Annotated in this window: 18 protein-coding genes; 14 read left to right on the top strand and 4 right to left on the bottom strand. The window is 50.6% G+C overall.

Annotated elements, in window-relative coordinates:
- Positions 1 to 5: 5 nt before the first annotated feature.
- The 3 genes from WCY20_RS04745 to pyrH all read right to left on the bottom strand — a co-directional run bounded on the left by WCY20_RS04745 (position 6) and on the right by pyrH (position 3,240).
- Positions 6 to 2,159: a RelA/SpoT family protein gene (locus WCY20_RS04745; protein WP_345977409.1), complete on the bottom strand. Its 2,154-nt coding sequence runs from the start codon at positions 2,157 to 2,159 to the stop codon at positions 6 to 8.
- Positions 2,160 to 2,304: 145 nt separating this feature from the next.
- The gene (locus WCY20_RS04740) at positions 2,305 to 2,520 is read right to left on the bottom strand and encodes a DNA-directed RNA polymerase subunit omega (RefSeq protein WP_345977408.1); all 216 of its coding nucleotides are present in this window, start codon (positions 2,518 to 2,520) and stop codon (positions 2,305 to 2,307) included.
- 9 nt (positions 2,521 to 2,529) lie between these two features.
- Positions 2,530 to 3,240, bottom strand: a complete 711-nt coding sequence (gene pyrH / locus WCY20_RS04735; protein WP_345977406.1) for a UMP kinase — start codon at positions 3,238 to 3,240, stop codon at positions 2,530 to 2,532.
- Positions 3,241 to 3,745: 505 nt separating this feature from the next.
- Between pyrH and WCY20_RS04730 the strand changes: the two genes are divergently transcribed.
- The 11 genes from WCY20_RS04730 to eda all read left to right on the top strand — a co-directional run bounded on the left by WCY20_RS04730 (position 3,746) and on the right by eda (position 17,436).
- Entirely contained in the window at positions 3,746 to 4,750 is a 1,005-nt protein-coding gene (locus WCY20_RS04730; protein ID WP_345977404.1) for a hypothetical protein, read from the top strand.
- Between the two features lie 293 nt (positions 4,751 to 5,043).
- Positions 5,044 to 6,720 carry a Na/Pi symporter gene (locus WCY20_RS04725; protein ID WP_345977403.1) on the top strand — a complete coding sequence of 559 codons (1,677 nt, stop codon included), beginning with the start codon at positions 5,044 to 5,046 and terminating at the stop codon, positions 6,718 to 6,720.
- Positions 6,721 to 6,931: 211 nt separating this feature from the next.
- The gene (locus WCY20_RS04720; protein WP_345977402.1) at positions 6,932 to 7,720 is read left to right on the top strand and encodes an HAD-IIB family hydrolase; all 789 of its coding nucleotides are present in this window, start codon (positions 6,932 to 6,934) and stop codon (positions 7,718 to 7,720) included.
- Complete coding sequence (locus tag WCY20_RS04715; RefSeq protein ID WP_345977401.1) at positions 7,710 to 9,029, top strand: DUF4147 domain-containing protein; 1,320 nt, start codon at positions 7,710 to 7,712, stop codon at positions 9,027 to 9,029. Before WCY20_RS04720 ends, WCY20_RS04715 begins: the two co-directional genes overlap by 11 nt.
- Entirely contained in the window at positions 9,022 to 10,233 is a 1,212-nt protein-coding gene (locus WCY20_RS04710; RefSeq protein WP_345977399.1) for a glycosyl transferase, read from the top strand. Before WCY20_RS04715 ends, WCY20_RS04710 begins: the two co-directional genes overlap by 8 nt.
- Positions 10,230 to 11,948, top strand: coding sequence for a sugar phosphorylase (locus tag WCY20_RS04705; RefSeq protein WP_345977397.1), 1,719 nt, complete (start codon positions 10,230 to 10,232; stop codon positions 11,946 to 11,948). The genes WCY20_RS04710 and WCY20_RS04705 overlap by 4 nt, the downstream gene beginning before the upstream one ends.
- 31 nt (positions 11,949 to 11,979) lie before the next feature.
- Positions 11,980 to 12,810: a UTP--glucose-1-phosphate uridylyltransferase GalU gene (gene galU / locus WCY20_RS04700; protein WP_345977396.1), complete on the top strand. Its 831-nt coding sequence runs from the start codon at positions 11,980 to 11,982 to the stop codon at positions 12,808 to 12,810.
- A gap of 28 nt (positions 12,811 to 12,838) precedes the next feature.
- Positions 12,839 to 14,302 carry a glucose-6-phosphate dehydrogenase gene (gene zwf / locus WCY20_RS04695; protein ID WP_345977394.1) on the top strand — a complete coding sequence of 488 codons (1,464 nt, stop codon included), beginning with the start codon at positions 12,839 to 12,841 and terminating at the stop codon, positions 14,300 to 14,302.
- Entirely contained in the window at positions 14,295 to 14,990 is a 696-nt protein-coding gene (gene pgl / locus WCY20_RS04690) for a 6-phosphogluconolactonase (protein ID WP_345977393.1), read from the top strand. Before zwf ends, pgl begins: the two co-directional genes overlap by 8 nt.
- Positions 14,987 to 16,816 (top strand): phosphogluconate dehydratase, encoded by a 1,830-nt coding sequence (gene edd / locus WCY20_RS04685; RefSeq protein ID WP_345977391.1) that lies wholly within the window; start codon positions 14,987 to 14,989, stop codon positions 16,814 to 16,816. The genes pgl and edd overlap by 4 nt, the downstream gene beginning before the upstream one ends.
- Positions 16,813 to 17,436, top strand: a complete 624-nt coding sequence (eda, locus tag WCY20_RS04680) for a bifunctional 4-hydroxy-2-oxoglutarate aldolase/2-dehydro-3-deoxy-phosphogluconate aldolase (protein WP_345977390.1) — start codon at positions 16,813 to 16,815, stop codon at positions 17,434 to 17,436. Before edd ends, eda begins: the two co-directional genes overlap by 4 nt.
- A gap of 42 nt (positions 17,437 to 17,478) precedes the next feature.
- Here the strand turns inward: eda and WCY20_RS04675 are convergent, their stop codons facing one another.
- Entirely contained in the window at positions 17,479 to 18,444 is a 966-nt protein-coding gene (locus WCY20_RS04675; protein WP_345977389.1) for a carbon-nitrogen hydrolase family protein, read from the bottom strand.
- A gap of 279 nt (positions 18,445 to 18,723) precedes the next feature.
- Between WCY20_RS04675 and WCY20_RS04670 the strand changes: the two genes are divergently transcribed.
- The 3 genes from WCY20_RS04670 to WCY20_RS04660 all read left to right on the top strand — a co-directional run bounded on the left by WCY20_RS04670 (position 18,724) and on the right by WCY20_RS04660 (position 20,101).
- Positions 18,724 to 18,948 (top strand): hypothetical protein, encoded by a 225-nt coding sequence (locus WCY20_RS04670; RefSeq protein WP_345977387.1) that lies wholly within the window; start codon positions 18,724 to 18,726, stop codon positions 18,946 to 18,948.
- 181 nt (positions 18,949 to 19,129) lie between these two features.
- A complete protein-coding gene (locus tag WCY20_RS04665; RefSeq protein ID WP_345977386.1) occupies positions 19,130 to 19,495 on the top strand; it encodes an STAS/SEC14 domain-containing protein in 366 nt (121 codons plus the stop codon).
- Between the two features lie 108 nt (positions 19,496 to 19,603).
- Positions 19,604 to 20,101: a DUF2628 domain-containing protein gene (locus WCY20_RS04660; RefSeq protein ID WP_345977384.1), complete on the top strand. Its 498-nt coding sequence runs from the start codon at positions 19,604 to 19,606 to the stop codon at positions 20,099 to 20,101.
- Positions 20,102 to 20,225: the final 124 nt, after the last annotated feature.

Below are 20,225 nucleotides of genomic sequence, written 5' to 3'. Positions count from 1 at the left end.
CCTATCTATTTACTTCGATACGCATCGTCGGTGCGAAAAAACTGTATGACTTTAATTTTTTGCTCTATTTTACCGCGCAGACGGTTAAGATCGCCTTCTGGAGACTGAAATTCCAGTTCACAGTACTGGATATGTTCCCCTTTCTCTTTTCCCAGTTCAATACTGTTGATATCTATGTTCAATTTGACAAGATAGGTCAAGAAACCGGCCAATGCACCTTTGGCATTCTGCATGCTGACGATCATGTTGTATTTAAAGATACGTTCTTTCCGCCAACGGACAAACAACATCGGCACCTCGTCCTCCATCATCTTCGCGGCATGTTTGCACATCTTGTGGTGAACATGGGCCTTGCCGTCTTGATTGAAGGCAACGATCTCATCACCTGTTTTCGGATGACAGCAGTAGTCAAAGACAACATCCGAGACACTCTGGTTTGAGAATATCTCGAGTGAGCCGAAGTTGTACTTTTTAAGTTTAAAGCGGTGTGAAGCCAGAAAACGGGTAAAACGTCCTGCCGCACGAATATCATGTACATAACTGTTAACGACCTCTTTAAGATAATCGATATCATGTGCCAGCCGGACGCGGTTGTCGATCGTGTTGTTCTCGTGGCACCACTCTTCTATACGCGATACCTTCAATCCCAATATCCCGACCAGTATCAACAAACCGCTTCTGTTGTCGATGCTGCGGATGCGCTGGTTGCAGTTGGCACGGATATTGCTCTTTGCCCGGGATGTCTTGACCGCATCAAGCCAGGAACATCGCGTGATCTTCTCCTGCGCTGTCTGAATACCTACGATATCGCCGTTATGCAGTTCGCTGAGCAGTGAAGCTCGCTCTTTGTTGATCAGACAGTACTCCGCACTGTCGCCGATCTCCGAATGCACCGCATAAGCGAAATCCAGTGCGACCGCACCGCGAGGCAGTGTGTAGGGTTTTCCTTTTGGCGAAAAGACGGTAAGGTCTTCACTGTAAAGGTCGTTTTTTATCAATTCGTAAAAATCTTCGACCGACTCGTTTTGATACTGCAGATTGTTAAGCCAATCCAGGTTGATAGAGTTGCCCCCGCTTTTATATTTCCAGTGCGCCGCAACGCCAAGCTCGGCGGTATGGTGCATCTCGAAGGTCCTGATCTGCACTTCCAATATCGAGCTTTCATGAAATATACTGGTATGAATGGTCTGGTAGCCGTTCTCTTTGGCTATCGCAATATAATCTTTAAAGCGTGATGAGAGCGGCTGAAAATTCAGATGGACGAGGCCCAGTATCTTATAACAATCGACCGGTCTTTTCACCAGGATCCGTACCGCCAAAAGGTCCAGTATCTCATCGATTCCGATCCCCTTTCGCTGCATCTTCAGGTAGATCGAATAGTGGTGTTTCACCCTGCTCGTGATCTCAAAATCTTCGTGCATAAAACCGTTTTGCAAAATAAGCTTTGTTATGGCCTGCTGAAAGGCATTGAGTTTCAGCTCAATCGCATGATAGTTCTCATCCAGGTAGTCGGCAATTCTCTGTTCTTCGTGAGGAAAGACATATTTGAAGCTCAGATCTTCTAAAAGGTTTTTTACGAAAGAGATACCAAGACGATGCGCGACCGGAGCGTAAACAACCAGGGTCTCTTCGGCAATGCGTTCCTGTTTATGGACAGGCAGTGCATCAAGCGTCAACATATTGTGCAGGCGGTCACAAAGTTTTACCACCAGAACACGGACATCTTCGATAGAAGCCAACAACATCTTGCGGAAAGAGAGTGCCGAGACGATCAGTCGTTCGTCGGATGACGAGCTGACAAGATTGGCGTCGCGGATTGAATCGATCTTCGTCAACCCGCCGACCAGATGCGCCACATCATCACCATAACGCACTTTGACCTCTTCAATGGATACCGATGTATCTTCAACCACATCATGCAAAAGCGCCGCCATGACCATCGCCTCATCTTCCGTTATCTTGGCGACAATAGACGCAACCAACATCGGATGGATGATGTAGGGTTCACCGCTTTTTCTAAACTGTTCAACATGGGCACTTGTTGCAAAGGCCAGGGCGTCACTGATATTCGAGTTAATTGTAATCGCTTCTGACAGTAACGCGTAAGCACCATCTACCGTAGAGACACCTTGAATGGCGGCAATATCGACTTGATCCATTCGAATCCTTATGTGTTAATCATTTGAATTATAGCAGGGGTACATTAAATAATTTTTTTGCAGAAGATGACAATTGAATGTTACATTTGAAAAGTAGCGGGAAAGCGTAAAAAAGTCTTACAATGAGGTGCGAAACCTCATCAGGTCAGTCGTTGTCGACAAAACCTTTGATAGAGACAACACCTTCGGAGATCTCCATAAGAGCAAGGTCAGCTGCCTTCATTGTTTTAAGGTCTACATTAAGTTTGCTTTTCGCACCGTTTAGCAGTTGTTCTGAACGTTTTGCAACCGCGATTGCAAGTTGGTATGGGTCGATATTAGCCGTTTGAAGTGCTTTTGCTGTCAATTCTTCTGTTCTCATTATATTTCCTTATTTTACTATTGAACAATTTGTATGATTGCCGTTGATAATCTCTAAAAGATTACCTGCTTTAAACATGTCACAGACAATGATCGGTAAAGCATTGTCTTTTGCCAGTGCGATCGAGGTGTCATCCATTACTTTGATATGCTCACTCAAAGCTTCATCATAACTGATCGTGTCGAGTTTTACCGCATCGTCATATTTGTTTGGATCTTTATCGTAGACACCGTCAACTTTGGTCGCTTTGATGATCACTTCGGCACCGATCTCAACGGCACGAAGCGTCGCAGCCGTATCCGTTGTAAAAAATGGGTTACCTGTTCCGGCTGCAAAGATCACGACACGCCCTTTTTCAAGGTGACGCACCGCCCGGCGCTGAATATACGGCTCTGCGATCTGCTCCATTTTGATAGCAGTCTGTACACGTACCTTCATACCGGCATGTTCACACGCCTCCTGCATCGCAACGGCATTGATGACCGTCGCGAGCATCCCCATATAATCACCTGAGGTACGGCGGATGATCCCGTCTTTGGCAGCGCTAACACCACGAATAATATTCCCGCCGCCGATGACAATACCTACTTCAATGCCGCCGTCAACAAGGGATTTAATCTCATTTGCGATATATTTCAGGATCTGAGTATCAATACCGTGACCATTCTCGCCTGCTAAAGCTTCACCGGAGAACTTCACTAAAACACGCTTAGAACCCATTCGATACCTCTTTCTTTCATTTTAAAAAATCAGTGGATTATACTTAAATGTTGCTTTAAGATCGCTTTGATTCTGTACTAAAACCGATGAAAGAGAGCGAAAGCACTGCGGTACTTGACACTGCAACGGCAGACGCTGAACGTTATAATGTAGATAGCAATTCTGAAAGCACCTCTGCGCGCTGCAAAGCATCGCGACGGAACTTTTTACTGATCCTGATGCAGTAGGACGAAATCAACTTGTTGCCTATGAATTGATCATCCATGACAGACCGCACCGCATAAGGCCCCTCTCTTTTATAGGATTATCTAATAATCGACAGTCTCTTATCGAAACTATTATGTTAGAATAGGCCTTTAGAACGTGCTTCATTTTGAAAAGAGTAAAAAGTGAGGTACAATTTTCAAAAATTCCTGATTATCGTTCTTCGATATAAGTTTAAAGAGAGTCTGTTTTGCGTATTTCCTTTCTATTGCTATTTTTAAATGCCCTGTTCTTTAACCAAATGGCCTTTGCTGTTGATGATGTCAAACTCAAGAGTGCCCTATTAAAAGCGATTAAAAATCATGACACGGCAGCGGTAAAAGCCATTGCCGACGGCGGGCATGAAAGTATCGACAGAGATGATGTGCTGCAAGAGAAGATATATATCTATCTTGAAGCGGAAGATGAGCGTATCCGATTGGCCAAAGAGAAGGCGAAAGCCGACGTTATTGCAGCCCAGAAAAAAGCCAAAGCTGATGCTGCCGCTGCACAGAAAGCGGCTGAGGAGAAGGCGAAATCCGATACCCTGGCAAAACAGAGGGCCCAGCAAAAAGCTAAAGCTGACGCTGTCGCGGCACAAAAAGCAGCTGAGGAGAAGGCGAAAGCCGATGCGCTGGCCAAGCAAAAAGCAGCTGAGAAAAAAGCAGCTGAGAAAAAAGCTCGGGCAGATGCTCTAGCCGCTAAAAAGGCAGCGGAAGAGGAAAAGAGAAAAAAGGCCTTGGCTGCCCAAAAAGAGAAAGAGAGAAAGGCCGCAGCGGAGCAAAAGCGTAAACAAGCCGCCGCTGAAAAAAAAGCAGCTGCCCAGAAAACGGCAGCTGCCAAGCCGGCACCTAAGCCGTCCGTAAAAACAGCACCCAAAGTTGTTGTTCCAACCGTTGTTGCAGCACCGGCTGCTGCTGCCGCTGCACCATCTGCGGAAAAGATGACAGAAGAACCGGCTATTATTTCTGACAAAAAACTTATCGGTACATGGAAACAGTTAAACAGTACGAAGGTCACTACGTTTGCAATCAATCAAGACGCAAGTTTTAACCTTGAAGAGGTAGAAGATGACGGCACGTTAACTCTTTTAGGAACATGGAAAAGTAATAAGAATATCTTTATGCTGAGTATTAAAAAAGTACAACGCAATGCGCACTCGCGCAAGACCGATATCCACCGAATCTATAAAATAGAAATCCTCAGTAACCATCGTCTTGTTCTCCGTGATCAGCGCAACCGTATCGCCTACGATCTAAAACGTTAATAAGGGTAAAGCTACGCCCGCATCTTTTCGTCGGCCGTTCCTCCGCCGACGATCGGGGTCTTACGATTGTCCGGTTTCCTGTACGCTGGGAAGTTAGCCTTCAGCATTCTTTATGTGCCATTTTAACAATAGAACACCAAAAAAACATCCCCCTCTTGCAACGTTTGTCTATCAAAATCAGTCAGGCAGATCGCGCCTTTCTATTTGCGCTACAATAAGCAAGAAGATTACAATGATAAACTATTTTCGCACCATGCTCTCCCGGCATGTTTTTGCGTAAAAGGAACCATGAGATGCAGTATCTCTCGCTTTGGATCGAAGCTTTTGCCGGGCTCGGTCTTTTTCTGTTCGGTATGCTCTATCTTGAATCACAGATCAAAGCCTCCGCCGGACGGGCCTTCAAACATTGGGTTCACAAGACGACGAGCACCACCTTCAAAAGCCTGCTGACCGGTCTCTCTGCGACGGCTCTGTTTCAGAGCTCTTCAATTGTCTCTCTGATGGCGCTCTCCCTTGTCGGTGCGCAACTGATCAACCTCGAGAGTGCCATAGCAATGATCTTCGGCTCCAACATCGGTACGACCGTGACAGCCTGGATCGTCGGTCTTGTCGGCTTTAAGATGGACATCAAGATCATTGCCTACGTCATGATCGGTATCGGCGGTCTCGGCGGTGTCATGGCCGACAGCGAGAGCCCCTGGAAAAGCCATTTCGGCGGGATGGTCGGCTTCGGGCTCATCTTTCTCGGACTGGAAGGGATGAAAGAGAGTTTTTCCACCTTCGCAGAAAACTTTGACATCAGTGCCTACCGTCTTGACAATGTCTACTGGTATACCTTGATCGGTTTCACTATCACGGCGGTCATCCAGTCCAGCTCAGCTTCCATTGCGATCATTCAGAGTGCCCTATTCGCACAGCTGATCGGGTTCGAAGCGGCGGCAGCCTTTGTGATCGGCGCCAATATAGGGACCACCGCGACCGTAATACTGGGATCATTCGGGGGGACATCCGATAAAAAACGGACGGCACTGGCCCATCTCTTTTTCAACTTCTCGACAGGGATTGTCGCACTGGCCGCACTGACGCCGCTGGTCTGGCTGACCCTGCATATCATTCCGGCCGCTGATTCTGTGATCCAGATCGCACTGTTCCATACCATCTTCAATATTCTCGGTGTCACACTCTGGTTTCCCTTTATTGCACCGCTTTCGCTTTGGCTGCACCGTTTTTTCATAAAAGAGCCGCACTACGTCACCAGATACATTCACAATGTGCCGCTTGACATCCCCGATGTCGCACTTGACGCCTTGCGTACAGAAGTGATGCGCCTTGAAAAAAAAGTCGAAGAGTTCGCACTTCTGGCGATCAACATCCCACCGCCGAAAGTCCTGGAAGAGAATGTTTCACGGAAAAAACTTCTGGACCTCTACCAGGAAAATCTCGGTCTTACATACGGCAAGCTTTATGACAATATCCGCCGTCTGGAAGGCGAGATCTTTCGTTACATCACACAGCTTTCGCTCAAAAACGCTGCCGCAGGTTTTCAGGAGCAGATCGCATCGCTTGCCGAGCATACGACGCATCTAGCCTCTGCCGCCAAGGCGATCAAAGACATGCTCTACGACATCGACAGGCTCTACAATGCTCAGAGCACTCAGGAACAGAGTTTTTTACGCAACCTGCGCTACCAGGTCCTCAGCAGTGTAAAGGCCTTCGAAAAGGCGAGGAAAAACGAAAACCATGCCATGGAGGAGATGGAGGCCGTCTACAGACAGATCGCTGATTCACACAAGAACAATATGACGCTCATCAACGATATCGCCGCCAACCGCGCCATCGCTTCAGAGATGACGACCATCGCCGTCAACGATCTGCATCTCAGTAAGAACTTCACCAAAGCACTGCGCAAAATACTGCGCCTGCAAAACACCCGACAGGCTGCAGACGACAATAGTCCTGCATTACCATAACAGATTGCTGCCGGCGCCCCGATAGAGCATGTGATCTTTCTTGACAGCTGACCGGCTGCCCCCCAGACATCACTCACTATTCGCATCTTGACCATACTTGTGTCGCTTACACGCCTTAATGAAGACCATCCATACTATAATTAATAGAGTATGTTTAAAATATATACAATAATTAGTTTGATAAACGATCAATAAAGGCTATAATTTTTGCATGTTAAATAAAAAGCCGACGAAGAATATCCTGGTATTTACCGACCTTGATGGAACACTGCTCGATCATGACAGCTACAGTTTTAAACCGGCTTCCCACATGCTTGATTTTCTCAAACACAACAATATCCCGCTTATTATCGTGACCAGTAAAACAAAAAGTGAGGTTCTGCAGCTGCAAGAAGCGCTCGGCATTACCGCCCCTTTTATTATCGAAAACGGTGCCGGTATCTATCTTCCTAAAGAGGAAGGGCATCTTATAATCCCTCTCGGCAAGCGCTATGACCAGACACGCCGCGCCTTTGTCAAGTATGCCGAAGAAATCCCCATGTACGGTTTTTCAGACATGCAGATCGACGAAATCGCTGAACGCACGTCACTCTCCCCGGATAGAGCCTATCTTGCCAGTCGCCGCGACTTCAGCGAACCCTTTGTCCTTGATAAGGATGAGGATCTTCAAAAACTCAGAAAGATGGCTGAAAAAGACGGCTTTGACGTCGTCAAAGGCGGCCGCTTCTATCACCTTATCACCAAAGGTCAGGACAAAGCCGCTGCTATCCGCAAAGTGATCCAACATTACGAAAATCTCTACGGCACAAGCGTTACGAGTATCGCTCTAGGCGACAGTGAAAATGACCTGACGATGCTGCAGAGTGTCGATGTTCCTATCTTGATACCGCATCCTGACGGCAGCTATATCCCCTGCGATATTCCGCACCTTATCAAAGCGCCTTTTCCCGGCCCAGAAGGGTGGAATTCGGCACTAAAAGGCTACCTACATGTCCAATAAAAAGCTGTTGCACCGCACCTTTAACGCCCTGATCGAAGAGATCAGACCGGACAACCTGATCGCACAGCAATGCCGTTATGAAAATGATGTCTTTAGCGTGCACGGTCGTGATTATCCGCTTCAAACGTACAAAAACATACACCTGCTGGGCTCCGGAAAAGCGGTTGTACCGATGGCAAAAGCCTTACAATCCATCATGGGTGACAGGATTGCACAGACCCTGATCGTTGGCGCCTATGAGAACGATATAGAACTTGACAATACCCGTTACATAAAAAGTACCCATCCTCTCCCCTCGCAACAAAGTATCGACGCGGCTAAAGCGCTTCGAAAACAGCTTGAAATCCTGCAGGAAGATGACTTTTTCATCTACCTCCTCTCCGGCGGAAATTCGGCTATGGTCGAACTTCCCGAAGCATCGATAAGCCTTGAAGACTTTCAAAAAACAACGGCGCTGATGTTAAAAGGCGGTATGCCCATCGAAGAGATCAACAGTGTCCGCAAACATCTCTCGCAAGTCAAAGGCGGTAAACTGGCAGAATGCACCCAGGCCAAAGGGCTGGTCCTTGTCCTTTCGGATGTACTGGATGATGACCTCCATGCCATCGGTTCGGCACCGCTCTATTTTGACACGACCACCTTTAACGATGCCATAGTATCGCTTGAGAAGCATGCCCTGTTTGATCACTTGCCAGAGGGGGTGCAAACCTTCTTAAAAGAGGGCGCAGAAGCAAAACATCCGGAGACACCGAAGTCGGAGAACACCAACATTCACCATATTATCCTCGGTTCCAATACCATCGTACTGAACAAGGCAAAGGCCCTTATGGATAAAGCCGGTATTCCCGCAACACTTTCGAAGAAACCGTTAGAAGGGGACGCCACTGAACTGGCGCGTGAACTGGTGACGTTTGCACGAAACTATCAAGGTGAACGACACTGCTTCATCTTTGGCGGTGAAGCCACTGTCACTGTCCGGGGCGAAGGCAGCGGCGGACGCAACCAGCATCTGGCACTTTCTGTTTTACTGCTTCTTGACGGTGAATGCGACGTCACTTTTTTAAGTGCGGCCACCGACGGTGTCGACGGGAATTCAGATGCAGCCGGGGCACTTGTCGACATGCACAGCCGGGTCTATGCCCTCGCACATGAGATCGATCCGCAGCACTACCTTGAGACCTATGACTCCAACACCTTTTTTTCAAAGACAGGCGAACTTCTTATCACGGGGCCTACACACAACAACCTGCTCGATATCGTCATGATGTTGATCGAACCTACACCTCAAAAAGGAGAGAACAATGGCTGATTTTTTTCAAAACGGCGTCATCACCACCCTACAAAAACTTGGGGACCGTTCCCTGGAAGATATGGAATCCGAGTTAGTCGAATATGGTAAACGACATCGTATGGTCCTTCTGCTGCCGGCACTCTACTCGGAGTTTGAAACGCCGGCTATGCACAAGATCATTGAAGAGCTCAAAGGTGTCAACTACCTTTACAAGATCATTCTCGGGCTTGACCAGGCCACCGAAGAACAGTTTGAAGAGGTCAAGGCACTTATGTCCGTTCTGCCGTGCCAGGTCGACGTTCTCTGGAACGACGGTCCGCGAATCAAAGAGCTTTATGCAGAACTGACAGCCGAGGGGTTCCCCGGTCTGGATACACCCGGCAAAGGGCGTAATGTCTGGACCATGATAGGTTATGGCCTGACCGATCAGGACGCCTACGCTTTTGCACTGCACGATTGTGATATCGTAAACTACACGCGTGAGGTTCCGGCACGTCTCTTTTTCCCCATTGTCCACCCGGCACTGGATTTTGAGTTTAACAAAGGCTTCTACTCGCGCGTCACGGACAAGCTTCACGGCCGTGTGACACGTCTCTTCTACTCACCGCTGGTCCACTCGCTGGTCAAGGTCTTCGGAAACAACCGCTACCTTGATTACATGGAGAGTTTCCGCTACTCACTCTCCGGCGAGTTCGCCTTTATCCGTTCGCTGGGCCGGGGGATCAGTATCTCACCGACGTGGGGGCTTGAGGTCTCGACACTGAGCGAGGTCTATAAAAACACCTCCAACCGCCGTATCTGTCAGACAGAGATCATGGAGAGCTACGAACATAAACACCAGGAGCTCGGAAGCCAAGACTCCGGCGGCGGCATCTATAAGATGTCCAACGACATTGCAAAAACACTTTTCAGAGTCCTGGCCCAAGAGGGGGTTGTTTTCTCCCGGGCTTCGTTTAAGACGCTTCTGGCGACCTACTTTCAAGAGTCCCGCTTTGAGATCTCAAAATTCAACGCATTAAGCAAGCTCAACGATCTCAAATACAACCGTGAAAAAGAGATCAATGCCGTTGAGGCCTTTGAGGGTGCCATCAAAGCAGCCGCGGAAGAGTTCTACAAAGACCCGATGGGTGTCCCCTCCCTCTCCCCGTGGATCACCGTCCGATCGGTCCTGCCTGGATTTTCAGAAAAATTTGCAGCGTATGTCGAAAAGGATAATGCATGAAGCACATCTCCGATCCCGACCACACTATCAACAGACGCTTGCACAAACTCTACTCTCCCGAAATAGCAGAACGTGCCGTCAATGATATCATCGACCTTGTCTTTAAATACAAACAGCGTATCACCTCAAAAGAGTACCATCTGAGTGAAAAGGATATCATCCTTATCACCTACGGCGACCAGGTCAACCGTAACCACGAAGCCTCGCTGCAGACGCTTTACAGTTTTTTGGAGAATCACCTGCATGGCATCGTGAACTCTGTCCACATTCTCCCTTTTTATCCCTCATCATCGGACAGCGGATTTTCGGTTGTAAACTACTCTGCGGTCGATCCGCATATGGGTTCATGGCGCGAGATCGAAACCATCAGCGCCCACTACCGTCTAATGGTCGATGGTGTCATCAACCACGTCTCCCAGTATTCCGACTGGTTCAAAGCCTTCCTCGCCGGCGACACCTACTTCAAGGATTTTTTTACGGAGGTCGACCCGGCTGTCGACTTGAGTAAAGTGGTCCGCCCGCGTGCGACGCCGGTTCTGAGCGAGTTCGTAGACAACGAGGGCAAGATCCATAACATCTGGACCACCTTCAGCAGAGACCAGGTCGATCTCAACTACAAAAACCACCGTGTCCTGCGCAATGTACTGGATGCACTTTTCTACTACATCGAAAAAGGGGCGACACTGATACGGCTTGATGCCATTGCGTTCATCTGGAAAGAGATCGGTACCGAATGCGTCCACCTTCCCCAGACCCATGAACTTATCCAGTTGATGCGTGAGGTCTTGCACGAAGTGGCACCCGAGGTGATCATCATCACCGAGACCAATGTCCCCCACCATGAGAATGTCTCCTATTTCGGAAGCGGTGACGATGAAGCGCAGATGGTCTACAATTTTGCCCTGCCGCCGCTGCTGCTGCACGCAATCATGCACGGCGATACGACCACCCTCACTTCCTGGGCACAGACCCTGACCCTGCCAAGCAATAAGGTCTGCTTTTTCAACTTTACGGCCAGCCACGACGGTATCGGTCTGCGTCCTGTCAAAGGGATACTCACTGAAGAAGATATTGACTATATGGTCACCGCCATTCAAGAGCATGGCGGTCTGGTCTCATACCGGGCCGAAGAAGACGGTTCACAGAGTCCATATGAGATCAACTGCAGTTATATCGACGCATTGACGCATCCTGACGAAAGTGACGTGATACGATTCAAGCGAATGCTGTTGTCACAGGCGACAGTCTTGGTTATGCCGGGTGTTCCGGGCATCTACTTTCACTCGCTTGTCGGTTCGAGAAACTATCACGACGGGGTCAAACACACCGGTATCAACCGTGCTATCAACCGTGAAAAATACCACATCGACTGGCTGGAGAACGAACTCTCGACACAGGGCACGCTTGCCAAGACCATGCTCGACAGTTACAAACGTCTGATCTCAATCCGTATCAGTGAAAAAGCCTTCAACCCTTTTGGCCGTTTTCGCTTTTATGATCTTGACAAACGTCTCTTTGTTGTCGATCAAAGCTGCTGTGAAGAGACAGAGTATGTTTTGGCCCTGCATAACTTCTCCGATGAAAGTGTCACGGTGAAGCTCCCGGACGAATTCAACTTGCCGTTAAAAGACCTGCTCTCAACGTATGAGGTTGACACGGCCAAAGAGGTCACCCTTGAACCGTATCAGATAATGTGGCTGAGAGGCGAACACTAATGATGAAACAAACACTACAAAAGGATTACCAATGATTACAAAATGTCTATTCCCTGCCGCAGGTTACGGAACACGATTTCTGCCTGCTACCAAAGCGATGCCTAAAGAGATGCTGCCGGTACTGACCAAACCGCTTATCCAGTACGGTGTCGAAGAGGCGATGGAGGCCGGATGCAACGTCATGAGTGTCATTACCGGTCGCGGTAAACGCGCTATTACGGACCACTTTGACATCTCATACGAACTTGAACACCAGATCGAAGGCTCTTCCAAAGAGGCCCTGCTCGGCGGCATCCGTAACATCATCGACAAGTGCACCTTTACCTATACCCGCCAAAACGAGATGAAAGGCCTCGGTGATGCCATCTATAAAGGCAAGGTTCTCGTCGGCGAGCAGGACCCTTTCGCCGTGATACTCGCGGACGACCTCTGCGTCAACCCCGAAGGTGACGGCATTCTCAAACAGATGGTCGAGCTTTACAACAAGTATAAGTGCTGCATCGTCGCAACCATGGAAGTCCCGCTCGAAGAGGTCCACAAATACGGTGTCATCGAAGGGAACATGATCGAAGACGACGTCTATATGGTCTCCAACATGGTCGAAAAACCCGACAACGACAAGGCACCGACCAACCTCGCCGTTATCGGCCGCTATATCCTGACCCCGGATATCTTCAAAGTCATCGAGAAGACAAAACCGGGCAAGAACGGTGAACTTCAGATCACCGATGCCCTCTGTACACAGGCCAAAAAAGGGATGGTCATCGCCTATAAATTCAAAGGCAAGCGCTTTGACTGCGGGAGTGTCGACGGTTTTGTGGAAGCGACCAACTACTTCTACGATCTGGAAAAAGAACAATAGCCCAACGCATCGCGTAAAAGAGGAAAAAATGAGTGAACTGGAAAATCTTTGTGACATCATGATCTTCGGAGGACACGGTGATCTGGCATTTCGCAAGCTGATGCCGGCACTCTATTTCCTCTACAGCGACGGTTACCTCACGGCAAACGCCCGTATCATCACCCTGAGCCGTGACCATATGGACTGCAGCGAGCATATCGCACTGGTCGAAACAAAACTTCAGGAATTTCTGCCTGAAGGGGCGTTCGAACCCGAAAAATTTGAACGCTTCAAAAAGCAGCTCCGTCTCGTAACCGTTGACTTTACCGACAGCCAAAGCTATAAAGGGCTCAAGGAACTGTTGAACGAGCATCCCGAACGCGAACGCGTCAATTACCTGTCAACTTCGCCAAGCTTTTTCGGCAGTATCTGCCAGTCACTCAGCCAATGGGAGCTTATTACCGAGAAAAGCCGGGTCGTTCTCGAAAAACCGATCGGCCGCGACCTCCAGTCGTCACAGGTGATCAATAAAGAGGTCCTTAAATATTTCGACGAGAACCAGATCTACCGCATCGACCACTATCTCGGCAAAGACACGGTACAGAACATTATGGCGCTGCGTTTTTCCAACCGATTTTTCATGCCGCTGTGGTCCTCCGACAACATCGACCACGTCCAGATCACCGTCGCCGAAAGCGTCGGTGTCGAAGGACGCTGGGGCTATTATGACGAATACGGCGCCATGCGCGACATGATCCAGAACCACCTGATGCAGCTGCTCTGCCTTGTCGCGATGGAGCCGCCGTGTTCGCTAGAGGCCGACAGTACCCGTGACGAAAAGGTCAAAGTCCTCCGTTCGCTCCGCCCTATGACACCGACCGACATCGAGCAGAAAAGCGTCCGCGCCCAGTACACCAGCGGTTCAAACGGCGGGGAGGCCGTCCCCGGCTACCAGGAAGGCGAAGGGGTCGAGAACAGTACGACCGAAACCTTTACCGCCCTGCGCGTCGATATCGACAACTGGCGCTGGAACGGGGTACCGTTTTATATCCGCAGCGGCAAACGAATGCGCCAGCGCTACTCCGAGATCGTGATCCAGTTCAAAACCGTACCCCACTCCATCTTTGCCAACAACGGCGCCTGCATCTCCGAGAACCAGCTGGTCATCTCCCTGCAGCCCAAAGAGAGTATCCGTCTCAAACTGATGAACAAGATTCCGGGTCTGAGCGAGAACATGCACCTGCAGCAGGTCGAACTCGAACTTAACGCCCCGATGAACAACCAGCGCAAACCGGAAGCCTATGAACGGCTGCTGCTGGATGTCATCCGGGCCAACCCGACGCTCTTTATGCGCCTGGACGAAGTCGAAGCCGCATGGAAGTGGACCGACGCCATCATCAAAGGCTGGGCGGCCAATATGACACCGATGAAAAAGTATAATGCCGGCACCGACGGGCCGAGTGCGGCGATCCATCTCATTGCACGTGACGGAAGGAGCTGGCACGATGAGTAAATTTGTACATGCATTTACAACACAATCCAAGTTGCTTGAGGACTTAAGTCAACAGATAGCCTACGATCTGAAAACGGCGATCCGCCATTATGCCAGAGCGACCATGCTTGTCTCGGGCGGAAGTACCCCGAAACCGCTTTTTGAAGTGCTGCGCCGTATTGACCTGCCGTGGGAAAAGGTCAGCATAGGACTCTGCGATGAACGGTGGGTACCGCCCACCCACAACGACAGCAATGAAGGCTTTGTCAAAAAACACCTTCTGCAAGAGCGTGCCGGCAAGGCGCGTTTTGTCGGGATGTACACGGAGGGGCTCTCTTTGAAGGAGGCGCAAGAACACTGTTCACAAACCTATCGAAAAGAGCTTTACCCTTTTGACGTCACACTGCTAGGAATGGGAAAAGACGGCCACATCGCCTCGCTTTTCCCTGAAAGCAGGCAACTCGACCACGCCTTGGACCTCACAAACAAAAAATTCTGCATCGCTGTCGAACCGGAGACAGCACCGCACAGCCGTATGAGTCTGACACGTACTGCGATCCTGAGTGCCCGGCATCTCTACCTTCACTTCGAGGGCAAAGAGAAGCTTGCCGTCTATCAGGAGGTGATCAAGGGCGAGGATATGCATACGCTGCCTGTGCGCTCTGTCCTGCAGCAGGACCTCACCGACATAAAGGTCTATTTCCGATGAATGAAATTATCCAGAGCGTCACCGATGCGATCATCAAACGCTCGCAAAAGAGCCGTGTTCTATACAAAGCGCGCATTGACGCGGCGCAGGGGCACGGCGTCAACCGGACAACCCTCGGCTGCAGCAACCTCGCTCATGCGATGGCACCGATGAGCACAGAAGAGAAAGCGGCCCTCTCACATGATACGGCCGCCAACATCGCCATTGTTACCGCGTACAACGACATGCTCTCCGCCCATGAACCCTTTAAACTCTACCCGCCCCTGATCAAACGGGCCTTAATGGATGTCGGTGCGACGGCCCAGGTCGCCGGCGGTGTTCCTGCCATGTGCGACGGGGTGACCCAATCCCAGCCGGGCATGGAGCTGAGCCTTTTCAGCCGTGACAATATCGCCATGGGCACCGCTATCGCCCTCTCGCACAACGTCTATGACGGCGCACTCTACCTCGGCGTCTGCGACAAGATCGTGCCGGGTCTGCTCATCGGCGCCCTCTCTTTCGGCCATCTTCCCGCCATTTTCATCCCGGCAGGGCCCATGCCTTCAGGTATCTCCAACAGCGAGAAATCGCTGATACGTCAGGAGTTTGCCCAGGGCAAGGTGAGCGAAGGTGCCCTGCTCAAAGCCGAATCCGCCTCCTATCACAGCAGCGGCACCTGTACCTTCTACGGTACGGCAAACTCCAACCAGATGCTGCTGGAGATGATGGGGCTGCAGCTGCCCAACAGCTCTTTTGTCAACACCGATACGCCTCTGCGCGATGCCCTCACCCGGGACGCCGCACAGCGTATCGTCGGTATGACGGAGAGTTCAGGGAACTACAAACCGATAGGCCGCATCATTGATGAAAAAAGTTTTGTCAACGCCATCGTCGGGCTGATGGCGACAGGCGGTTCAACCAACCACACCATCCACCTCATTGCTATGGCCAAAGCGGCCGGGATCATCCTCAACTGGGATGATTTTGATGCCGTCTCCAAGGTAACGCCTCTGCTCTGCAAGATGTATCCTAACGGACAAGCCGATGTCAACCATTTCCGAGAAGCAGGCGGTATGAGCGTCGTGATCCACCAGCTTTTGGATGCCGGCCTGGTACATGACGATGTCGAGACCATCGTCGGCAGAGGCTTGCGAAACTACGTCGTCGAACCGCAGCTTGACAGAGGAAAGGTCGCCTTTTCAGAAGGGGCGAAAACCTCCAGGGACACCGGTGTCATCGGCTCCGCCGACACACCGTTCAGCCATGAGGGCGGTTTGAAACTGCTTACCGGGAACCTTGGCCGGAGCGTTATCAAAACCTCGGCCCTTAAACCCGGACAGCTCTTCATCGAAGCACCCGCGATCGTCTTCGAATCCCAGGAAGCGCTTCAACGTGCCTTTAAGGCGGGAGAACTCGAACGGGACTTCATCGCCGTCGTCCGCTACCAGGGGCCCAAAGCCAACGGGATGCCGGAACTTCACGGGCTGATGCCGCCGCTGGGTGTCTTGCAGGACAAAGGCTTCAACGTGGCCATCATCACCGACGGGCGCATGTCCGGTGCTTCGGGCAAAGTGCCTTCGGCCATCCACCTCTCCCCGGAAGCCAAGGATGGCGGGGCAATCGCCAAGGTCGTCACCGGCGACATGATCCGTATGGACATCGAAAACGGCGAGATCACCCTGCTGATTGATGAAGATAGATTTGATACCCGTCCGCTTGGAAGCTGCGAGCTCACACCGCGTCACCACGGTTTCGGCCGGGAACTTTTTGCAGCGGTACGCCAAGAGGTCAACAGTGCCGAAGAGGGTGCGACCATCTTTGACCTTCCCGGAGAGGAGCGCGCATGAACGCCTATGATGTCATGAGTATCTCGCCGATCGTCCCCGTTATCGCCCTGGACAATGAAAGAGACGCCCTCCCTTTGGCTGAAGCGCTTTTGGAAGGCGGTATCAGGATCATGGAGATCACCCTCCGCACTCCGGCCGGGTTGACGTCCATTGAAACGATCGCCAAAACGATGCCCGAGATGCATGTCGGTGCGGGTACCGTCTGTAATCCGTCCGACCTGAAAAGTGCACTCGAACACGGGTCCGGTTTTGTCTTCAGCCCCGGTATCACGCCGGGGCTCATCGCCAGTGCCGAAGCGAACAAGATCCCTTTTATCCCGGGTGTCGGCAGTGCCTCCGAGGTCATGCTCGCACAAAACAGCGGCCTGCTGCACGTCAAACTCTTTCCTGCAACGGTCGTCGGCGGGACATCGGCACTCAAAGCCTTTGGCGGCCCTTTTGCCTCTATGCGCTTCTGCCCCACAGGCGGTATCACCCTTGCCAACATGAACGACTTTTTGAAACTCGACAACGTTTTATGCGTCGGCGGCAGCTGGATCGTCCCGAAAGGGGCGATCATGCAAGGCGATTTCAAACAGATCACCGCCCTGGCCAGAGAAGCACTTCAGAGCATACGCTGAATAGGCTCACCGACTCTCAAAAAAAACATTCCGTGTCGGGCATTACGCCTCCTCGGTTTCACTTTCTCCCTTTTGCGACTCGTCTCTGTTCTGCTCAAAGGTCCGCGTCCAAAGGCTGAAGGCATCGGGACGGGCATAGTGTCCGGCGACATCGAGGTTCCACTTACTCCCCAACAGCTTTTGCGGGTCGACCTCCGCATATAGGGTCCCCTCCTCTTTACTAAGCGGTTCTGCCAACACATTGCCGTTCGGATCGGCGATCATGCTGTTGCCTTTGTTGATCCACTCGCCCACGTGCTCGTAGAAGGGTTCCAGTTCGGGCAGCGCCTTCAGCACATCCTCTTTGCGCAGGACCATGCAGCATCCGGCGATATAGACGCGCCCCTCTTTACCGATATGGCGCATGCTCGCCTGCCACGCCTCCCCTTCGTCATAGGTGGGTGCGACATAGAGGCCGATCCCTTTTTCATAAAGACTTTGGCGCACCAGCGGCATGTAGTTCTCCCAGCATATAAGGCCGCCTAGCCTGCCGATCTCCGTCTCGTAGACCTCCAATGTCGCCGGGTCGCCATACCCCCAGACCGTGCGTTCGGCGATGGTCGGCACCAGTTTCTGATGACAACCGAGAATTCCGCCGTCAGGTCCGAGGTAGAGCAGAGAGTTGTAGACAGAACCGCCGCTTGAACTGCGCTCATTGATGCCGATGCTCAGGTAGACACCGGCCTCTTTTGCCGCCTCCCCCAGCCGTTCGGTCGCATCCGAAGGCACGGAAACAGAAGCTTCGAGAAGTTTGGCGTACAGCGACTGGTTCAGACGCATTTGTCCGGGCGGGACCTGCCATATCCAGTCCGGATAGCCGGGGATAAAAGCTTCGGGAAAGACGACAAGTTTCGCCCCCGCCTTCCCCGCTTCCGCTATGAGTCCACAGGCCTTTTCAACGCTGGCGTCACGGTCCATAAAAACAGGGGTAGCCTGAACCACGGCCATTTTAAAAGGTGAATGCTGCATAACAACCTCCTTTTACGCTTTATCATTCATTATCGCTCGCCCGAGTATGATATAAGCTTCTGCAACAGAGCTAATCGCATATTCCAAAAAAAGTTTAAAACAGTCGCACCCAGCGTTCCCCGGTATGCAAACCTTTTTCTGACAGAGGAAAAGAGAAACCGCACTGCCTATTTAATAGACATTTTTTTGCATCTTTAGTGCTCTATTTTTGATATTATTTTTCAAATATATATTTTCAAATAAGCGATCTACCCCGTGTAGAAAAAAGGATGCCTGTTTATGAAAGATAATGTTTTTGTGATTCGCTCGTTGGACAACGGTTGGGACTGGCCCGATATTGACAATGAAAATGACATCGAGCTTTACTGCCTCGAAGAGCTGGAGGTCCCTGAAGAGCTGATCGACGACGTCGCCTGTTTTGACCATGCCTTTCAGCTCACTCTCAAACGCAAACGAAGCTACCGCCGCGACGACTGGTACGTCAACCTGCTGCGCAGCGCATAAGAACGGATACAAAACCGGAAGGTTACGTTTTCCGGCTCCCCGCAAAGACAAGGCCCTCAACAACCTCGGAGAACCTGACCCGGCCAACCCTGATGTCGGCATAGTCACTCTTTCAGGCGAATCCGTATAAGATAGTATGACGGAGCACACAACGCGCAACGTCACACATCAAGGAGCCTCAATGTTTACAGTCACGCGCGTCGGTGCGAACCGGTTAGAGATCGAGATGAGCGGGAAACTGGATGCGGGGCAGATGCAAAAGGCGTTGAACGAGCTGGTTGAGAAGTCCGAAGGCATTGAACATGGACAAATGCTCTACGACATTGTGGATTATCACCTCCCCTCTTTTGACGCGATCATCCTCGAATTTTCACGCTTTCCTTCGATGATAGGGTTTATAACGCAATTCGACAAAGCCGCCGTTTTGACCGATAAATTGTGGTTGAAAATGGCCAGTGAGTTTGAGGGAGCTGTCATTCCGGAGCTGGAGATCAAGGCGTTCAAAAGAGATCAAAAAGCCGAAGCCGAAGCCTGGTTGGCAAGCTGATACGCAGCATGTCAACACGACTGCAAAGCCGTCAGGAAAACGTTGTACGTTCCCCCTTTAATCGTTTATGCGATATAGTTTTTCATATTTACTAACAAAGGTATGGAAATGGTATCGACAGCCGACACAATGAATGATTACGACGACAAAATGGTCGAAGCCTTTGTCAACAAGCCTGAGTCTACCGCCTGGTACAGATATGCTTTTAAACAATACAGCGTCAACGGCATTGACAAGATGTCATGGGTCTGGAGCTGGTGGGCTTTTTTCGGCGGCATCTTCTACCTGCTCTACCGCAAAGCCTACATGGCTGCCCTTGGCCTTTTGGCCCTCTCAATCGTCAGTTTCGCTATTCCTTTCGGCGGGTTGATCGTCTGGATCCTCACCGGAGGACTCGCCCCCTACTTCGTCTATAAGACCTACCAGAGTAAAAAAGCGGAGATCGAAACAAACATCGCAGACGAACAAAAGCGCATCCAGACCATGCGCGCCGTCGGCGGTTACAACAACTGGGCTATTTTGCTGGCCGTCGCGTTTCACACGTTAATTTGGATCTGGGTCTTCTTTGCATTCTCGACTATGATGGCGATGCTGTCGCAGCAATAAACTTGACGATGTTAGATTCTTTTCTCGTTCTATCTCTCTTGAGATGGAACAAGAAGGAGAAAAATCTACGCAGCTATGTTAAAATCATTGTAAAAGCTATAGCCCTCAATAAGGAAAGTAATCA

The organism is Sulfurimonas sp. HSL3-7 (assembly GCF_039645985.1).
In the GTDB taxonomy this organism is placed as follows: Bacteria; Campylobacterota; Campylobacteria; order Campylobacterales; family Sulfurimonadaceae; genus Sulfonitrofixus; species Sulfonitrofixus jiaomeiensis.
This window is presented reverse-complemented; position numbering and strand designations above follow the sequence as displayed.